Source organism: Maritalea mediterranea, from assembly GCF_021568695.1.
Lineage (GTDB): Bacteria > Pseudomonadota > Alphaproteobacteria > Rhizobiales > Devosiaceae > Maritalea > Maritalea mediterranea.
In genome coordinates, this window is the sequence record NZ_JAKGTI010000002.1 from 200,167 (window position 1) to 216,955 (window position 16,789).

Sequence of the window (16,789 nt, forward strand, 5' to 3'; positions counted from 1 at the left end):
TGATCGATGGTTTAAGAGGGATATCGCGGGAAGTGGCGGTCAAAGAATTGACTGAAACTTTTCAATCGAAAGCGCGGGCCAGAAAGGCCCGTTGGTAAAGCCAGAATGGAGTATTTAGTATCATGGCTATTCAACTATCATCAGCTGTCCGTCAGAACCTTACCGCCCTTCAGGGCACGGCTGACATGCTCAGCAAAACGCAGAACCGCCTTTCAACTGGCTTGAAAGTGAACTCTGCGTTGGACAACCCAGGTTCATTCTTCACCGCTCAATCCTTGAACTCTCGTGCATCAGACCTGTCATCTTTGTTGGATGACCAAGGCCAGGCCGTTCAAACATTGAAAGCCGCGGATGAAGGTATCCAAGCCATCACCAAGCTCGCAGAAGCGGCAAAGGCGAAGGCGAACCAAGCGCTGCAGTCATCTTCTACAGCTGACCGTCGTAAATTTGCCGGCGAATATAACGAACTGCTCAACCAAATCGAAACATTGGCCAAAGACTCTGGCTACTCAGGTAAGAACCTGTTGGCGGGTACAGGCAACGATTTGTCAGTGGTGTTTAACGAAGATGGTACATCTAAGTTGGACATCTCTGCGGTAGACTATACCGACACATCCGGCTCTCTTGGTCTTTCAGATTTGACCGTAGGCACAAACGGCACATTGTCAATCACCGAATCCGCTCTGGAAGGCGGTGACGAAGCCGGTGACACATTGGATGTTCAGGTTGGCGGCTCGACCGTAGCAACCATTGACTATGGCACGGGCACAACAACAGAAGACGTTGTAACGGCATTGAACGCGATTGACGGCGTAACAGCTTCAACCGACGGCACCACAGTTAGCATCACATCCGAAAATGGTGACATCACCATCGACGACAGCAACACAACTGCTGATTTGGCCACCCAAACTGGTTCAGGATATGCTCAAGGTTCATTTGACACTGATGCATCCATCAACTCCACTTTGGACAGCTTGACCAGCGCGCTGGGCACCTTGCGGTCGCAAGCTTCAACATTCGGTACAAATTTGACCGTTGTTGAAAACCGCCAGGATTTCACCAAGTCAATGATCAATACATTGCAAGAAGGTTCAGGCAAGCTGACATTGGCTGACACGAACGAAGAAGGCGCGAACTTGCTGGCATTGCAAACACGTCAGACACTTGCATCAACATCATTGTCTTTTGCATCGCAGGCCGACCAGAACGTATTGCGCTTGCTGTAGTCAAGGCCAACACTTATCATTTGGAAAGGCGGGCTTCGGCCCGCCTTTTTTATATTCGATTTTCAGCATTAATGGTTCATTAGGCATATTCATTCATTTTCTAGCTGTTCCAGGAAGGAATATCAGTACCTAGAAAAGGAAGTTATATGAGTATTCAACTCTCTTCAGCCGTGCGGCAGAACCTACTGTCATTGCAAAACACTGCTGATCTCATGTCTAAAACGCAGAACCGTCTTGCCACTGGTCTCAAGGTTAACTCGGCCCTTGACAATCCCGGTTCTTTCTTCACCGCCTCATCCTTGAACAACCGCGCTGGTGACCTCACCAACCTGTTGGACGATATGGGGCAGTCTGTGCAGACCCTCAAAGCGGCGGACGAAGGTATTCAGTCCATCACCAAATTGGTGGAAGCTGCTAAAGGTAAAGCCAATCAGGCCTTGCAATCATCATCGACTGCCGACCGTCGTAAATTTGCGGGCGAGTACAACGAACTCCTGTCGCAAATTGAAGATTTGGCAAAAGATGCTGGCTATTCTGGCAAGAACCTTTTGGCGGGCACGGGCAACGATTTGTCAGTCGTGTTCAATGAAGATGGCACCTCAAACCTGAGTGTATCAGCTGTAGACTATACCGACACCTCTGGTGCGCTTGGCCTATCAGATTTGACTGTGGGCACAAACGGCACATTGTCGATCACCGAATCCGCTCTGGAAGGCGGTGACGAAGCCGGTGACACATTGGATGTTCAGGTTGGCGGCTCGACCGTAGCAACCATTGACTATGGCACGGGCACAACAACAGAAGACGTTGTAACAGCGTTGAACGCGATTGACGGCGTAACAGCTTCAACCGACGGCACCACAGTCAGCATCACATCCGAAAATGGTGACATCACCATCGACGACAGCAACACAACTGCTGACCTGGCTACCCAAACTGGTTCAGGCTATGCTCAAGGTTCGTTTGACACAGATTCAAGCATCAACGATTCACTAACATCGTTGAACACAGCGTTGAACACCTTGCGGTCTCAAGCTTCAACATTCGGTACAAACCTGACTGTTGTTGAAAACCGCCAGAATTTTACCACTCGTTTGATCAACACTTTGGAAGAAGGTGCAGGCAAGCTCACCCTTGCAGACACCAACGAAGAAGGCGCGAACTTGCTGGCGTTGCAAACACGTCAACAGCTCTCCTCGACTTCACTTTCCTTCGCCTCACAGGCCGATCAGAACGTGTTGCGTTTGTTCTAAGGATAAAGAATTTAGTATTGCGTACTTTATCGCAATGGGCGGTGTGCGGATCATGCACCGCCCATTTTTTTGAAATTTTTCAACCCCTTACCGCAGCATTAACTTTTGATTAACCGCCCATTTGCTAATGGTAATTTGTCCAGGATGGACAATTGTGCAAACCAGAAGTTAGTTTATGAACATCCAGCTTTCCTCGGCGGTCCGGCAAAATCTCCTGTCGCTCCAATCCACCGCAGACATGATGTCCAAAACGCAAAATCGCCTCGCCACCGGCTTGAAGGTGAATTCTGCTATGGACAATCCTAGCTCGTTCTTCACGGCATCCGCGCTCAATGATCGCTCGAGCGATCTGGGCAATCTGCTTGATGATATGGGCCAGTCGATCCAAACGCTCAAAGCGGCCGATGAGGGCATCAAAACGATCACCAAACTGGTCGAGGCAGCCAAAGGCAAAGCCAATCAGGCGCTGCAATCATCCAGCACAGCCGACCGGGCAAAATTTGCGACTGAATATAACGAATTGCTCGGCCAAATAGAACAACTCGCCAAAGATGCAGGCTATAACGGCAAGAATTTGCTTGCGGGCACTGGCAATGATTTGGACGTTGTGTTCAATGAGGACGGGACGAGCAAGCTTGGCATTGGGGCAGTTGACTATACCGATGTGGCATCATCTTTAGGGCTGGCTGATATCGAAGGCGTATCTGCCAACACCCCCGGCTCATTTACCATCAGTGATGCCGATCTAGCCAATAATATGAATACCGGTGACACCTTTATTATTGAGGATGGTGATGGAAACACCTTGATTGCGGCTGGTGACCCCGGTCCCGGTGGCACCAGTTTCTCTGAATATATTGCAAATGAGATCAATACAGCAGGTGTCCCCGGCTTGTCTGCTACTTTTACACCCGGCATGATGACAGGCTCACTAACGGTGTCCTACACCGAGGGCAACGTCTCAATAGACGATTCTGTTACGACGGATGATCTGCCAAAGACGACATCTTCAAACTTCGTCGCAGGAAGCACAAGTGGCTTCGAAACTGATGCGCAAATCAACGCAGCATTAGATAAGCTGAACACCGCCCTCAACACATTGCGCTCACAAGCCTCCACATTTGGCACCAATCTTACCGTCGTTGAGAATCGCCAAAGCTTCACAAAATCCTTGATCAACACGTTGGAAGAAGGTGCAGGCAAGCTGACATTGGCAGACACCAACGAGGAAGGTGCAAATCTGTTGGCCTTGCAAACGCGCCAGCAATTGTCGTCAACCTCCCTCTCCTTCGCCTCCCAAGCGGATCAGAACGTTCTCCGACTCTTCTAAAATACTGAAATATATATGCTATTCACAAGGCGGACTTCGGTTCGCCTTTTTTAATGCCCAAATGATTTTTCGCACTTTGCAACAAAAACCGCATTTTGCAACGGCCATTAAGTTTCAATTAACCATGTTCCAGCATGATTGAAAGTGCCCCAGAATCGGGCCTTAGAAACCATGAAGGAATAGAACTTTGACAATGATCCACTTGTCCGCTGCAGTGCGGCAAAACCTCCTTTCACTGCAAGGCACAGCAGACTTGATGTCAAAAACGCAGAATCGTTTGGCAACAGGTCTTAAAGTAAACTCAGCCCTTGATAACCCAAACTCTTTCTTCACCGCCTCTGCGTTGAACAACCGCGCTTCAGATCTAGGTGGGTTGTTGGATGATATGGGACAAGGCGTTCAAACCCTTAAAGCTGCCGATGACGGTATCCAGGCGATCACCAAGCTTGTTGAAGCCGCCAAAGGTAAAGCCAACCAGGCGCTACAATCCAACAAAGTTGCTGATCGTCGTCGCTTCGCACAGGAATATAACGATCTGCTGGGCCAAATCGAAGATCTCGCCAAAGACGCGGGCTACAAAGGTAAAAACCTTTTGGCAGGCGCCGGGAATGATCTGCAAGTTACGTTCAATGAGGACGGCACATCATCCGTCACAATCAGCGCGGTCGATTACACCGACACTTCTGGCGCTCTTGGGTTGGCAGACTTGACTGTGGGCACCAGCGGCACCTTGAGCATCACGGAATCTGCGCTGGAAGCAGGCGATGAAGCGGGCGATACATTGGATGTGCAGGTCGGCGGCTCTACCGTAGCAACAATCGACTACGGCGCAGGCACTACAGCTGAAGATGTCATCACCGCGCTGAACGCGATTGACGGTGTGACCGCCTCTACTGATGGCACGACCATCAGTATCACGTCCGAGAACGGCGACATCGTTATCGACGACAGTAACACAACCGCTGACTTGGCCACACAAACCGGTTCAGGCTATGCGCAAGGTTCGTTCGACACTGACACCAGCGTGAACACGTCACTTGCATCGCTGAATACAGCATTGAACACCCTGCGTTCTCAGGCCTCAACATTTGGTACAAATCTGACAGTGGTTGAAAACCGTCAGAATTTTACCAAGCGTTTGATCAATACGCTGGAAGAAGGCGCGGGCAAATTGACCTTGGCCGACACCAACGAGGAAGGTGCAAACTTGCTGGCCTTGCAGACGCGGCAGCAATTGGCTTCAACCTCCCTCTCCTTCGCCTCTCAGGCCGACCAAGCAGTGTTGCGTCTCTTCGGATAAGACTCAACACGCCCTGGCTCATAGAGCTATTTCTTCAAAAAAAGGCGTCGATATTCTCGACGTCTTTTTTTATGTCTAAATCCAGTCGGCAATTTTTTCCGCCCGTTTTGTGGATAATCGCCCATAATGACCCGATTTGAACCATTCTGTTAATCCGCGTTAACCTTTCAGTAAGGTTAACAATTCATTGTCACGAAGAATCGTGGCAAAACTTTATTAACACTTCCAGGAAGGATGGTTTGCGATGACCGACATCACACTTTCACAATCAGTTCGCCAAAATCTCTTATCGCTGCAGCGTACTGCTGACATGATGGGCCGCACGCAAAACCGTCTGGCCACGGGCCTGAAGGTCAATTCGGCACTGGACAATCCAAATTCATTTTTCACCGCGCAGGGATTAAACAGCCGCGCCAACGACTTAGGCAGCCTGCTTGATTCAATGGGCCAAGGCGTACAAACCCTCAAAGCCGCCGACAACGGCATCACCAATATTGTAAATTTAGTGGAAGCGGCAAAAGCCAAGGCCAATCAGGCCAATCAAACGAACAAAATCGCCGATCGTCGCGTGTTTGCCAGCGAATATAATAGCCTATTGCAGCAGATCGAGGATCTCGCCAAAGATTCAGGCTATAATGGCAAGAACCTGTTGGCCGGCGCTGGCAATGATCTACAAGTCACCTTCAACGAAGACAGCACCTCAAAACTCATCATTCAAGCTGTTGATTTAACAGACACTTCCGGCTTCCTTGGCTTGGATGACGTCACCGTGGGCTCATCCTCCACCGCCACAGTTACCGAGGCCAATTTGATTGCCGGGCGCGAGGCTGGAGATCAGTTGACCCTTACAATCGGCACTGACACCTACACAATAGACTATGGTGCCACCACTACGGCGACTGACATCATCAACGCCCTGGATGCAATTCCAGATGTATCGGCCTCAACAGACGGTACAACGGTCACCATCACGACCGCAGCCGGCAACTTCACCCTGGATGACACGGACACAACTTCTGATATGGCCACGGTCACCGGCAACGGCTATGTCCAAGGTAGCTTTGATACAGAAACCTCCGTCAATGCGGTGCTGAACAGCATAACGGAAGCCTTAAATCTGCTGCGCGACCAGGCGTCCACTTTTGGCACCAACATGACCGTGGTCGAAAACCGCACCAATTTCACCAAACAAATGATTTCGACATTGGCGACGGGTGCGGATAAACTGACACTGGCGGATACCAACGAAGAGGGCGCAAACCTGCTGGCCTTGCAAACACGGCAGCAATTGTCATCGACAGCCCTGTCCATGGCATCCCAGGCAGACCAGAACGTATTGAGACTCTTCCAATAGGTTTGGCAGAGCATAGTTCTGCGTAACATCATGAGGACGACATGGCCCTAAAAGTTGAACTAAAGCCGAAGGAACGGCTGATCGTCGGTGATTGTGTCATCACCAATTCCGATCAACGCACCCGGCTCTATGTCTCTGGCAGATCACCGATTCTGCGCGAAAAAGACATTATGCGCATCGAGGATGCATCCTCGCCCGCAAAGCGAGTCTATTTTGCTGTGCAATTAATGTATCTGGATGATGACGTTGATAAAGTGCAAGAGGAATATTTCAGTCTTGTCAATGATTTAGTAAAAGCCGCTCCTTCTATGACTCCAATTGTCGATGAAATTAATAATGAGATATTAACCGGTTCACTTTATAAAGCTCTGAAGAAGGCTAAAAAACTGATCGAATACGAACGGGAGCTGATCGGCGATGCAACAACAGGCGGCTTTGGCGTACCAACAAACAGCCAAGAAAACAGCTAGTCCACGCGAACTGGAAGCTTCTTTGCTGTCCAAATCCGCAGCGCAATTGCAGCGCATTCGTGATGATTGGGAGGGCAAAAAGTCCGAGCTGGATGGTGCCCTCACCTATAATCGCAAATTGTGGACGGTGTTTATGACGTCGGTCACCGGTGATGACAATCCTTTGCCCACATTGATCAAACAGAATGTGGCCAATCTGGGCATTTTTGTCATGAACCACACAATTGCCACCCTTGCGAACCCGGAAGCCCGCAAGTTGGATGTTTTGATCAATATCAACAAAGAATTGGCTGCTGGTCTGCGGACACAGCAGGCGAAAGAAAACGAAGCGCAACCTACTCCCGCACAATAAAAATGGGCGCCAGCGGCGCCCTATCCTATTGAATTTCTCCCTAGATACCGTCGATACGCGACTTATCGCATATAGTTGACCATGGAGAGCTGGTTGACGATCGAAGTGGTCTGATAGCTCGCTTCCATGCGGGTTTTAAGCTGCATGATCTGCACGGCGACCTCTTCCATTGAAACCGATTCAATTTCACTGAGCATCGATTCCAGTGTCGCCTTTTGCTGACCATGCCGCTCTGCGACGCGGGCCGCTGAGGTCTTGGCCAGGCCTAACTCCATTTGCACAACCTCAATAGACCCCTTCTGAGAATTATTGGTCTCCGCCAATCTCTGCCGCACCACACTGTTCATCGCCTCATAACGCGCGCTTGAATTCGGGTCAGATGCTGGAAATCCTTCGGCCGCGAAAACTGCAAGTGATTGCATTAATGTCGCAAATCCCTTTTCGTTGGCCTGTACGCCATAATTCACCCGCGTACTTTCATCCACACGCGCCCGCGATGTCAGACGCGGGTTTGTGGCACTTTCGCCCTGATACCAGATCACCGTATCTGCATCTGTAGCAGCTACTAGTGCGGTTGCGCTGTCATAGGGAGGCCCATCCACCCGCATGGCTGGCTCGCCATTGGAATTGAAAAAGTCCTCCGCCGCCGCATAGGCCGAAGCTGCCGACAGTTTTGTATCTGCGTAATAACCAAGGCGCTCGTTTAGCGCCGCCTGCATATAGGCCGCTGTATCGGCTGTTGAGCCGCCAATCTGAAACTCGTTTGGACTTTGAGGCGCGCCCGCTACGGCTTTAAGTTCAAGTGTAAATGTGGTCCCATCGGGCAAATCCAGCCCGATCATAATCCGCTCATTATCTGCTGGCTGGCTGGTGAATTCTATGCTGGCGCTGCCCGGTGCGCCGCTAGGACCGGTTAGAGTGGTCGAACTGCCATCCGACGACAAACTGTCTAGCTTAAACCCGAACGGATGGGCACCATCTTCGGCAATGGAAACAGTGGACCCGACAACGCCATTGGTCATCCGTCCTTGTCCGGATGCACCCAAGTCCGCATCACGACGCTGGGACATTATCGTGCGAAACCCGTCTTTGCCATCAGCGCCATTCATCAGGGCATCATAACTGGGCACCGGATCATTTTCCGTCGCATTGCCGGCCAAAAGATGTCGCCCGTTCAAATCTGCGTTGAGCAGGTCGACCACCTCTTTCATCCGGTTTTCTGCCAAATATTGTGCGGCGGTCATGTTCACGCCATTGATCTCAAACGATCCCTGTTGTGCAGATGAGCGTGTGTTGTCCTCAATCTCGTCGATCCGCTTCATCACATCATCTAGATAGTTCAGTCGAACATCCACATTGTCCAGATTTTGCTGATAGGTTCCCAACGATGCTATACGGGCACGTAACGTCATATCCACAACGCGATCAGCGCCCAACTCGGAAAGTGATTGCGCCCGCTGGCCGGTGGCCAATTGCTGGTTTAGCTTGTCCAGCTGATCGCGCATATCTGAAATGGCGCGGAAGCTGAATTTTGCGGGGAATAGCGAGTTATTTACGATCATCTCTCAATCCCTTAAAAGGCTTGCATCAAACGGTCGAGCAGCTCTTGCACGATGGTCATCACCCGCGCATTTGCCGAATAGGCATTTTGCAGTTGCAAAAGCTTGCCCATTTCCTTGTCGATATCTACGCCGTAGGCATCTTCTGCCCGCATTTCCAGCGTCTCAATCAACTTGCCCTGATGCGCATGCGCTTGTTTGGTCGTGGAAATCTCATTGCCCTGATAGTTGAGTGTTTGGCGGACAATCTCCTCCACATTGCCATTCAGACGAAACGCCCCTTGCCCTTGCGCGGCACTTTCAGCCCGGAAGGTCATGGAGCCGAGCCGGTCGATCAAATAATTGGGTCGATCCGCATCACCAATTGGCGTGGCCGGTGAGGTAGAGTGCTTCACCAACAATGTATTATCGGCCACCACATCTTGATTGACACCAATGCGCAGAGCAAAGCCGCGCTTTTGCGGCGTGCCGTCAAGCGAGTTGGTGAACGCGCCTGAACTATCAACAAACAGTGACATCCCCAGCCCCTGGTTCTGGGTGCCGGTCGCCGTGGTTTGAACCAGCATGGAGTGGATATCAGAGGTGTTTGACGCCCCATCATCCATAATGCGCAACACGCTGCCTGACGGATTTGAAACGGTTACCGCCGCCCCCAAAGCGCTGTCGAGACTAGACGCAACCGCGCCAATGCCACCTGAAAAATCCAGCCCAATGGTGCGCAAACCGTTTTCATCGGTAGAGTCCATTGGCAGCTTGGAGGCATCATCCACCCTCACAACCCGGACCTTTTGTTGCGCGCCGCCCACCTCATAAGTCACAGTAAAGCTGTTGCCCGGCAACATATTGCTTAGATCGGCCTCAAGCCCCTCGGCGCCAGCCGCTGACACAGCTGTTCCATCTGTATCAATCGTGGACATGGCTTGCGCTAGCCCTGCCGCAATTTCATCCAGCTGGTCCTGTGCGGTCACCAACCGGTTGTCGCGCAGGTCCAACAGGGCGGAAAGCCGCCCCGAGGTCAAAACATCATGCGCAACCACGTCAATCCCAAGGTTGGCCGGGGTAACAATTTTTAAGCTGCCGACACCGCTTTCAACTGGATCGACATTATATAGCGAGGTTGGCGACAGACTGCCGGCATTTTCAAACTGGAAGGTGGAAAACTTCTCGCCATCCAACAGGCCAATGCCTGTCTTTGTGGCAACATTGATTGTGCCATTATCGTTATATTGGACATGAATATCGACCAACTCGCTCATCTCAGCAAGCAATCGATCCCGTTCATCCAAAATGCCCAGCCGTGTGTCGTCGACCTTGGTGGTGTCCATCAACTCTTGGTTGATCTTGGCCAGAGTTGCCAGATCCTGGTTGAGGTTGGCCACATGAACTGTCATCTGGCTTTCTGTTTCCTGCCGCATGCCCTGCACGGAGCGGGAGAGAAAGTTCAATGACTCTGCCATGGTCTGGGCGCGATCCACCACATCGGCACGACCCACAAAATCTTCCGGGCTGGTGGCTAGCGTTTCCAGCGCACTCTTTAAATTGGACAGCTGTGTGTCCATCGAGTTGATGTCACCCGGCTTTCCCAACAGCAACTCTAATCGCCCCATATATTCGGCACGTACATCCAACGCACCCATAAGGCTGGTTTCGCGTTGGGTCTGGGTTTCCAACGCCTGCACATAGGCCCGTTGAATTTTGGCGACATGCACGCTGGCACTTGATCCGCGAAAGCCGTCAACCAGTTCAACACTTTGTCGGTGATAGCCAGGCGTGCCCGCATTGGCAACGTTACGCGAAACGATGTCCAGGCTGCGCTGGTTAACATCCATCCCCGATAAAGCATTACTCAATGTAACAGAAAGGCCCATAGGTCACCCTTTAGTGCATCAAAATAAGGGGCGGCGCAAAACCGCCCCAAAAGTCCAACTACCGAACCATGTTCAGCGCTTCTTGCAACATCTCATCCGAACTGGTCACGATCCGTGTCCCCGCCGCATAAGCCTGCTGCGTCACAATCAACTTGGTGAATTCTTCTGATATGTCAGTATTTGACTGTTCCAGCGCTGCGCCGGTGACCTGCCCGTCAATATCCAAAATGGGCGTGCCCGATTCTGAAGTTGCCGAATAAAGCCCGCCATCATAGCGCTTGAGTTCATTGACCGAGTTGAAGTTGGCGGTTACCACCTGCGCGATTTCCACCTTTTTGCCGTTAGAATAGTTGGCCACAATCCGGCCTTCCCGGCTCACCTCAACAGAGACAAATTCACCGGCAGGATAACCATTTTGCGACAATTTGGTTACTTCGGTCGTGCCGTTCGCATCCGCAAACTGGGTCACGCCATTGCTGCCATGCTGCAAGATCACATCGCCAATAGAGATCCCATCAATCGTCAGGCCAGTTAGGTTCACTGAGGAAATGGAAGGCGAAAGTGAGCCGTTTGTGCCAAACACATAATCCGTGCCCACATTCTGCCATTGTGGGTCAGTGCCTGTGGCATCTCCATCCACTTGGTAGAACAGGTTCCACGTGTCAGCGCCGCCATTGGCATAACTGTCGGTTTTCGCCCAGCGCAACTGCACGTTGGCCGGAGCACCATTTTCCGCATAAACAGTTATTGCGCCACCTGCGATTGAGTCTTGCAAAAACTTATCGCTCTCGTTGGCAGTAACAACGCCGCCACCGCCAGTGGTTGGGTCGGCGGTGTAATCAGCCGAGTCCAATAGCTCAGAGTTGACGTTTACCGGATCATAACCAGCATTCTTGGGCAATTGCGGCAAGTTCAATTGATAGTTGAACACCCCGGTCCGTTGCGCGGGCAAAAACGCATTGTCCAACTGGATCACTTCAGGCACGGAACCAGCAACGTTGCCGGTCACTGTATCAATGGGCAAGCCTTTCAGAAAAGCGTTTGATCCATTAACCAGATAGCCCTCTTTATCGACGTCAAAATCGCCGCGTCTTGTGTAAAAGTCTGTACCGCCAAAAACTGCGTTGCCATCATTGGTGCCGATCTTTTGCTCCACCACGAAGAAGCCGTCGCCATTGATCGCCATATAAGTGTTGCGACCCGCGGTGGTCACATCGCCCTGTATATCGTTGGTTGCACGGGATTGTGCCATCACCGCCCCAGCAACTTGACGCGGCACTGGTGCATCCGGGATCAAATCCACAAAGTCCGTTTCAATCCGTTTATAGGCCGTTGTTTGCGAGTTGGCGATATTGCCAGAGATATGTTCCAACGCGAAAGACTGAGCCTGAAGCCCAGTTACAGCCGTCGAAAGCGCCCCATAGATACCCATTTGTTTCTCCTTACTGTCGATGCGGACACCGAAATCCACCCAAAGTAATGCAAAAGGAGTGCCAACTTTTAAGCCCTTGACTTCATTAATCTTTTATACGAACCACCCTCACTATAAGACCAAGACACGGAATCTTTTGCCAGCATAGGGGCAATTTTTGCCCATCCACGCCAAAATTGCCGAACTGTCAAAGCCATCGGTGACTTGAGAGACAGCGCGAAACCCGCTAAGACGCCTTTGGAACACAGGAACCGAGCCATGATTTTTGAAACGCCAGAAGAGTTTTTGAAAATGCCGCGCAAGTGCATCACTGCATTTGGCATGTCTGGCGTGGGCAAAACCCATTTCGCCAACAATTTGCGCGATCAGAACTGGTTCCACTACTCCGTCGATTATCGCATTGGCACCCGCTATATGGGCGAGCATATTGTCGACAATTTCAAACAGATCGCGATGAAGGACCCGTTTCTGGCCAAATTGCTGCGCACAGACAGCATCTATATTGGCTCAAACATCACCTTCAACAATCTCTCGCCGCTCTCCACCTATTTGGGCAAGCCGGGCAATCCTGAACTGGGCGGCATCCCGTTTGAAGAATATAAGCGCCGTCAGGCCCAGCACCGTCAGGCCGAAATCTCGGCCATGCTGGACACCCCCTATTTCATCGACCGCGCCAAGCGTATCTATGATTATGATCATTTTATTGCTGACAGCTCAGGCTCATTCTGTGAGGTAGTTGACCTCGAAAATCCAAATGACCCGGTTTTGGAAGCGGTAACCGGGTCATCGGCAGTGCTCTATATTCGCGGCACGGAAGAAGATGAGGAAAAGCTCATCGCCCGGTTTAAAAAAGCGCCCAAGCCAATGTATTATGCCCCCGATCTGCTCGACCGGAAATGGGCCCAATTCAAGCAAGAGAATAAGATTACCCACGATAAAGACGTTGACCCAGACGCCTTTATGGTGTGGGGCTTTTCCTCTCTCTTGCGCCACCGCCTTCCCCTTTATCAGCAAATCGCTGATCAACACGGCTACATCATTGAAGCCGCGGATTTGGCGACCATGCGAGACGAAGCTGATTTCGACGCGATGATGGCGGATGCCATCGCCCGTCGCAACAAAGCTTGAACAATCTCTCATTACCGCCTAAACCAAACCACCATCTAAAATCCATTGGAGAACTCTAATGCCCATCAAGATTCCTAACCATTTGCCCGCGCGTCAAATTTTGGAAGATGAGGGCATTATGGTGATGGACGAGACCCGCGCCGCCACCCAGGATATTCGCCCGCTGCAAATCGGCCTGCTCAATCTGATGCCCAACAAGGAGCGCACGGAAACCCAGTTCGCCCGTCTGATCGGTGCCACCCCGCTGCAGGTGGATTTGACACTCGTGCGCATTTCAAACCATCAGTCTAAGAATGTGGCGCAGGACCATCTGGAAGCCTTTTATCAGACCTGGGACGAGGTGAAGGACCGCAAGTTCGACGGCTTTATCGTCACTGGCGCCCCCATCGCCCATCTTGAATTCACCGACGTCGGCTATTGGGACGAAATGGTGGATATCATGAACTGGACCCGCACCAATGTGCACACCACCATGTTTGTGTGCTGGGGGGCGCAGGCCGCACTGCACCATTTCTACAATGTGCAGCGCTTCCGTCGCCCGAAGAAAGCCTTCGGCGTCTACCGCCACCAGGCGGCCACCCACGCCTCGCCCTATCTGCTGGGCTTTTCAGACGATTTCGCCATTCCCGTTTCGCGCATCAACGATATCGACCACGCCTCGGTGCCAAACGATCTGGAAGTGCTGATCAACTCCAAGGAAGTGGGTCTTTGCCTGCTCAACGAGCCAAAACACCGCCAGCTCTTCATGCTGAACCATCTGGAATATGATCACAAATCACTGGTGGAAGAATATTTGCGGGACAAGGAGGCTGGCCTCGACACGCCACCCCCGGTCAACACCTTCCCCAATGACGACATCACCCAGGAACCCCTCAACCGCTGGCGCTCCCACGCCTATTTGCTATTCGGCAATTGGATCAACCAGATGTATCAAAATACCGAATATGATCTGAATAAAATCGGCACCAAATAAGCTGGATCAACTCGCGAAACACATGAGCCAAGCAATTGTTTTAACAGCATTCGCTTGGCTCTCTTTTTAGCCGCCACCGGTCGCTCATTTGCAGCGCTCACGCCACGCAGGCAGCCTCCCGTCCCCGGCACCCCCGCCACTTTTCCCGCCGCCACCGGTCGCTTCCGCTCCCGTCCCCGGCACCCGCGCCACTTTTCCTGCCGCCACCGGTCGCTTTCGCTCCCGTCCCCGGCACCCGCGCCACTTTTCTCGCCGCCACCGGTCGCTGTCGCTCCCGTCCCCGGCACCCCCGCCACTTTTCTTGCCGCCACCGGCCGCTTGTCGCTCCCTTCCCCGGCACCCCCGCCACTTTTCTCGCCGCCACCGGTCGCTGTCGCCCCCGTCCCCGGCACCCCCGGCTCTTTTTCTTGCCGCCGTCGCTCACTACGTTCGCTACCCCGGCACCCCCGCCATTGGCACCCCAAGTTGACGTTAGGACAATCCGCGTTCTCCCGACGTCATTACCGGGCTTGCCCCGGTAATCCATGCAGCACCCGAAATGTTTGCACCTACATCTCCCCACCCACCGCGTCATTGCAAGACTTGATCTTGCAATCCATTTGCAACCAGCCACACGGCACCTAGTTAAATCATTCACCCACAGCCATCCCCAGCCTGCGGCGCGCGAGCGCAAAATAAAGTTCCGATGATCAAGACAAAACCACACACCCCTATTGCAAATATATCTACTAGATATATATAAGACGCAGTTTTGCTTTTTGGAGTCCCCTCATGAAACGGTTTTGGTTTATCGCGCCCCCCCTAATTTTGCTCGTCGGCGGCGTCGTCCTAATCCTCAATATGCTGCAGCCCGCGCTGCCGAACCCTTCCGGCCCGAACCTCGTCGGCTACCAGCGCACCAATCTCGAACAGGGCGACCGTTGGGTGGACATACAAATCTTCTACCCCGCGACAGAAAAGACCGACCAGCAACCTGCGGCCATGCCCCCCGTGCTCGCTGCCCAAATGGCGAAAAGCTTTGGTGCGCCAGAGGCAGCAATGCAAGATGACCGACCGCTGCCCGTCTATATCGGTGCCGAAGCCGTTGCCGGGCCTCATCCGGTGATCATCTTCAACCATGGCCATGGTATGTATGCAGGGCAAAACAGCCACCAGGTGATCGAATTGGCCAGCCACGGCTATGTCGTCATGGCCATCAGCCACCCGGGCCACAGCCTTGTTGCATTCAAAGGGGTAGAGCCAACGCTGAAATCCGAAGATGTGGCCAACTATCCGCCGGAAGTCGCAAAGGCTCTGCTCACCCGCCAAGCCGAAGGCTATGACCAACTGCGCGAAGCCGCCACAATGGACGAATGGACCACCGCCATGGCCGCCCTCGAAACCGAAGCCTTTGGCCAAATCAGCGGCCAATTCCAAGACTGGATCGACAACAACACTCTATTGCTGGATCAACTCCCTGCGCTGCAAGCTGGCACCGTCACCACCGCCATAGCAGGCACCCTGGACCTCGATAAAATCGGCTATTTCGGCCACTCCTTCGGCGGCGCAGTCGCAACGCACATGAACATGCAAGATGACCGCGTCAGCGCCTCTTATAGCTTAGACGGCCCCGCCTTCACCTGGTCAATCGCGGACGCCCCCAACGGTGCGTTCTGTTTCGCCTATGGCAATGCCAACAACCAGGCGGGCATCAAGTCAGATATGTCGTGGGTCAACCAGCAAATCGCAAAAGCCACCAATGGCTGCGAACTGGTGTTTGATGGCGCAGCCCACATGAATTTCAGCGATTTGAATGAAATCTCATTCCTGAAATTCTTCGGCATGTTGGGGCCAGTTGATCATCACGTGATGCGTAACAGCCTCAATCAATCCCTTGTTGAGTTCTTCAATTCCACCTTGCGCAACCAAGGAGAAATGACCGAAGTTGAAGGTACCACACTCGTTCAGCACGATTTGAAGGGTTAAATCCAATTCAAGATAAGATCATTCTTGGCCTGTTGGCCTTTCAAGACGCCACATTATACGATCTGAAAAAGACGATGGAGCGGTCCACCACGATGTTTTACAACACATCGTTTGGCTCCATCCACCCGGCCCTGCAAAAGCTGGAGCGGGAAAATCTGGTCACTGTGCGGCAGGAGGCCAACGGCAAGCGCGTGCGCAAAATCTATTCGCGCACAGCCAAAGGCGCGAAAACCTTTCAAGACTGGATTAGCGAGCCCGTCGCCGTCTTCAAAACCAAAGACGAAAGCATGCTGCGCCTCTTCTATTTCGGCCACATCGAAGGCGACGTCGCCCCACACATCCAACTCTATATCGACGAAGCGAACAATTGGATCGCCGCGCTGGAAACCCTACTCCGCACCCAAGACCTCTCAAAGGTCCCCACCGAGTTCCAAAAAATGGCCTTCTTCCAATTCGCCACTATGCGCTACGGCCTCGACGTGATCAAATTCAGCAAAGGCTGGTATGAGCAATTGCTGGAGGATTATAAGGCGCAGGGGTTTGAGTAGACGCTAATCTCCAGATTATGCTTTTGGC

14 protein-coding genes are annotated in these 16,789 nt (G+C 52.2%); 11 read left to right on the top strand and 3 right to left on the bottom strand.

The features are described from left to right. Nucleotides 1-119: 119 nt before the first annotated feature. The 7 genes from L1I42_RS10050 to flaF all read left to right on the top strand — a co-directional run bounded on the left by L1I42_RS10050 (nucleotide 120) and on the right by flaF (nucleotide 7,288). Nucleotides 120-1,229 (top strand): flagellin N-terminal helical domain-containing protein, encoded by a 1,110-nt coding sequence (locus tag L1I42_RS10050; protein WP_236115040.1) that lies wholly within the window; start codon nucleotides 120-122, stop codon nucleotides 1,227-1,229. A 146-nt stretch (nucleotides 1,230-1,375) separates the two neighbouring features. Beyond that, the gene (locus L1I42_RS10055; protein WP_236114394.1) at nucleotides 1,376-2,482 is read left to right on the top strand and encodes a flagellin N-terminal helical domain-containing protein; all 1,107 of its coding nucleotides are present in this window, start codon (nucleotides 1,376-1,378) and stop codon (nucleotides 2,480-2,482) included. 175 nt (nucleotides 2,483-2,657) lie between these two features. Beyond that, complete coding sequence (locus L1I42_RS10060) at nucleotides 2,658-3,812, top strand: flagellin (RefSeq protein WP_236114395.1); 1,155 nt, start codon at nucleotides 2,658-2,660, stop codon at nucleotides 3,810-3,812. Nucleotides 3,813-4,005: 193 nt separating this feature from the next. Then, nucleotides 4,006-5,112 (top strand): flagellin N-terminal helical domain-containing protein, encoded by a 1,107-nt coding sequence (locus L1I42_RS10065; RefSeq protein ID WP_439651492.1) that lies wholly within the window; start codon nucleotides 4,006-4,008, stop codon nucleotides 5,110-5,112. 244 nt (nucleotides 5,113-5,356) lie between these two features. Continuing rightward, nucleotides 5,357-6,466, top strand: a complete 1,110-nt coding sequence (locus L1I42_RS10070) for a flagellin N-terminal helical domain-containing protein (RefSeq protein WP_236114397.1) — start codon at nucleotides 5,357-5,359, stop codon at nucleotides 6,464-6,466. A gap of 41 nt (nucleotides 6,467-6,507) precedes the next feature. Beyond that, nucleotides 6,508-6,936: a flagellar biosynthesis repressor FlbT gene (gene flbT / locus L1I42_RS10075; protein WP_236114398.1), complete on the top strand. Its 429-nt coding sequence runs from the start codon at nucleotides 6,508-6,510 to the stop codon at nucleotides 6,934-6,936. Next, the gene (gene flaF, locus L1I42_RS10080) at nucleotides 6,902-7,288 is read left to right on the top strand and encodes a flagellar biosynthesis regulator FlaF (protein WP_236114399.1); all 387 of its coding nucleotides are present in this window, start codon (nucleotides 6,902-6,904) and stop codon (nucleotides 7,286-7,288) included. The genes flbT and flaF overlap by 35 nt, the downstream gene beginning before the upstream one ends. Before the next feature lie 62 nt (nucleotides 7,289-7,350). On the opposite strand, the gene L1I42_RS10085 is transcribed toward flaF, so the two are convergent. From L1I42_RS10085 to L1I42_RS10095, 3 genes are read right to left on the bottom strand one after another with little or no spacing between them, the layout of a single operon-like run. Further along, complete coding sequence (locus L1I42_RS10085) at nucleotides 7,351-8,850, bottom strand: flagellin N-terminal helical domain-containing protein (protein ID WP_236114400.1); 1,500 nt, start codon at nucleotides 8,848-8,850, stop codon at nucleotides 7,351-7,353. An 11-nt stretch (nucleotides 8,851-8,861) separates the two neighbouring features. Then, entirely contained in the window at nucleotides 8,862-10,715 is a 1,854-nt protein-coding gene (flgK, locus tag L1I42_RS10090; protein WP_236114401.1) for a flagellar hook-associated protein FlgK, read from the bottom strand. Between the two features lie 58 nt (nucleotides 10,716-10,773). Further along, nucleotides 10,774-12,147, bottom strand: coding sequence for a flagellar hook protein FlgE (locus tag L1I42_RS10095; RefSeq protein WP_236114402.1), 1,374 nt, complete (start codon nucleotides 12,145-12,147; stop codon nucleotides 10,774-10,776). Between the two features lie 258 nt (nucleotides 12,148-12,405). Here L1I42_RS10095 and L1I42_RS10100 point away from each other — a divergent pair, with 258 nt between their 5' ends. The 4 genes from L1I42_RS10100 (at nucleotide 12,406) to L1I42_RS10115 (ending at nucleotide 16,761) form a co-directional block, all read left to right on the top strand. After that, nucleotides 12,406-13,275 (top strand): ATPase, encoded by an 870-nt coding sequence (locus L1I42_RS10100; RefSeq protein ID WP_236114403.1) that lies wholly within the window; start codon nucleotides 12,406-12,408, stop codon nucleotides 13,273-13,275. Nucleotides 13,276-13,333: 58 nt separating this feature from the next. Continuing rightward, nucleotides 13,334-14,248: a homoserine O-succinyltransferase gene (locus L1I42_RS10105; RefSeq protein ID WP_236114404.1), complete on the top strand. Its 915-nt coding sequence runs from the start codon at nucleotides 13,334-13,336 to the stop codon at nucleotides 14,246-14,248. Between the two features lie 771 nt (nucleotides 14,249-15,019). Further along, nucleotides 15,020-16,213, top strand: a complete 1,194-nt coding sequence (locus L1I42_RS10110) for an alpha/beta hydrolase family protein (RefSeq protein WP_236114405.1) — start codon at nucleotides 15,020-15,022, stop codon at nucleotides 16,211-16,213. A 32-nt stretch (nucleotides 16,214-16,245) separates the two neighbouring features. Further along, complete coding sequence (locus L1I42_RS10115; protein WP_255769088.1) at nucleotides 16,246-16,761, top strand: PadR family transcriptional regulator; 516 nt, start codon at nucleotides 16,246-16,248, stop codon at nucleotides 16,759-16,761. The last annotated feature ends 28 nt before the right edge of the window (nucleotides 16,762-16,789 follow it).

Excerpts from the sequence above, each read along its gene's own strand:
- L1I42_RS10055 (WP_236114394.1), top strand. The coding sequence starts at position 1,376 with ATGAGTATTCAACTCTCTTCAGCCGTGCGGCAGAACCTACTGTCATTG.
- L1I42_RS10060 (WP_236114395.1), top strand. The coding sequence starts at position 2,658 with ATGAACATCCAGCTTTCCTCGGCGGTCCGGCAAAATCTCCTGTCGCTC.
- L1I42_RS10065 (WP_439651492.1), top strand. The coding sequence starts at position 4,006 with ATGATCCACTTGTCCGCTGCAGTGCGGCAAAACCTCCTTTCACTGCAA.
- L1I42_RS10070 (WP_236114397.1), top strand. The coding sequence starts at position 5,357 with ATGACCGACATCACACTTTCACAATCAGTTCGCCAAAATCTCTTATCG.
- flbT (WP_236114398.1), top strand. The coding sequence starts at position 6,508 with ATGGCCCTAAAAGTTGAACTAAAGCCGAAGGAACGGCTGATCGTCGGT.
- L1I42_RS10085 (WP_236114400.1), bottom strand. The coding sequence starts at position 8,850 with ATGATCGTAAATAACTCGCTATTCCCCGCAAAATTCAGCTTCCGCGCC.
- flgK (WP_236114401.1), bottom strand. The coding sequence starts at position 10,715 with ATGGGCCTTTCTGTTACATTGAGTAATGCTTTATCGGGGATGGATGTT.
- L1I42_RS10095 (WP_236114402.1), bottom strand. The coding sequence starts at position 12,147 with ATGGGTATCTATGGGGCGCTTTCGACGGCTGTAACTGGGCTTCAGGCT.
- L1I42_RS10100 (WP_236114403.1), top strand. The coding sequence starts at position 12,406 with ATGATTTTTGAAACGCCAGAAGAGTTTTTGAAAATGCCGCGCAAGTGC.
- L1I42_RS10105 (WP_236114404.1), top strand. The coding sequence starts at position 13,334 with ATGCCCATCAAGATTCCTAACCATTTGCCCGCGCGTCAAATTTTGGAA.
- L1I42_RS10110 (WP_236114405.1), top strand. The coding sequence starts at position 15,020 with ATGAAACGGTTTTGGTTTATCGCGCCCCCCCTAATTTTGCTCGTCGGC.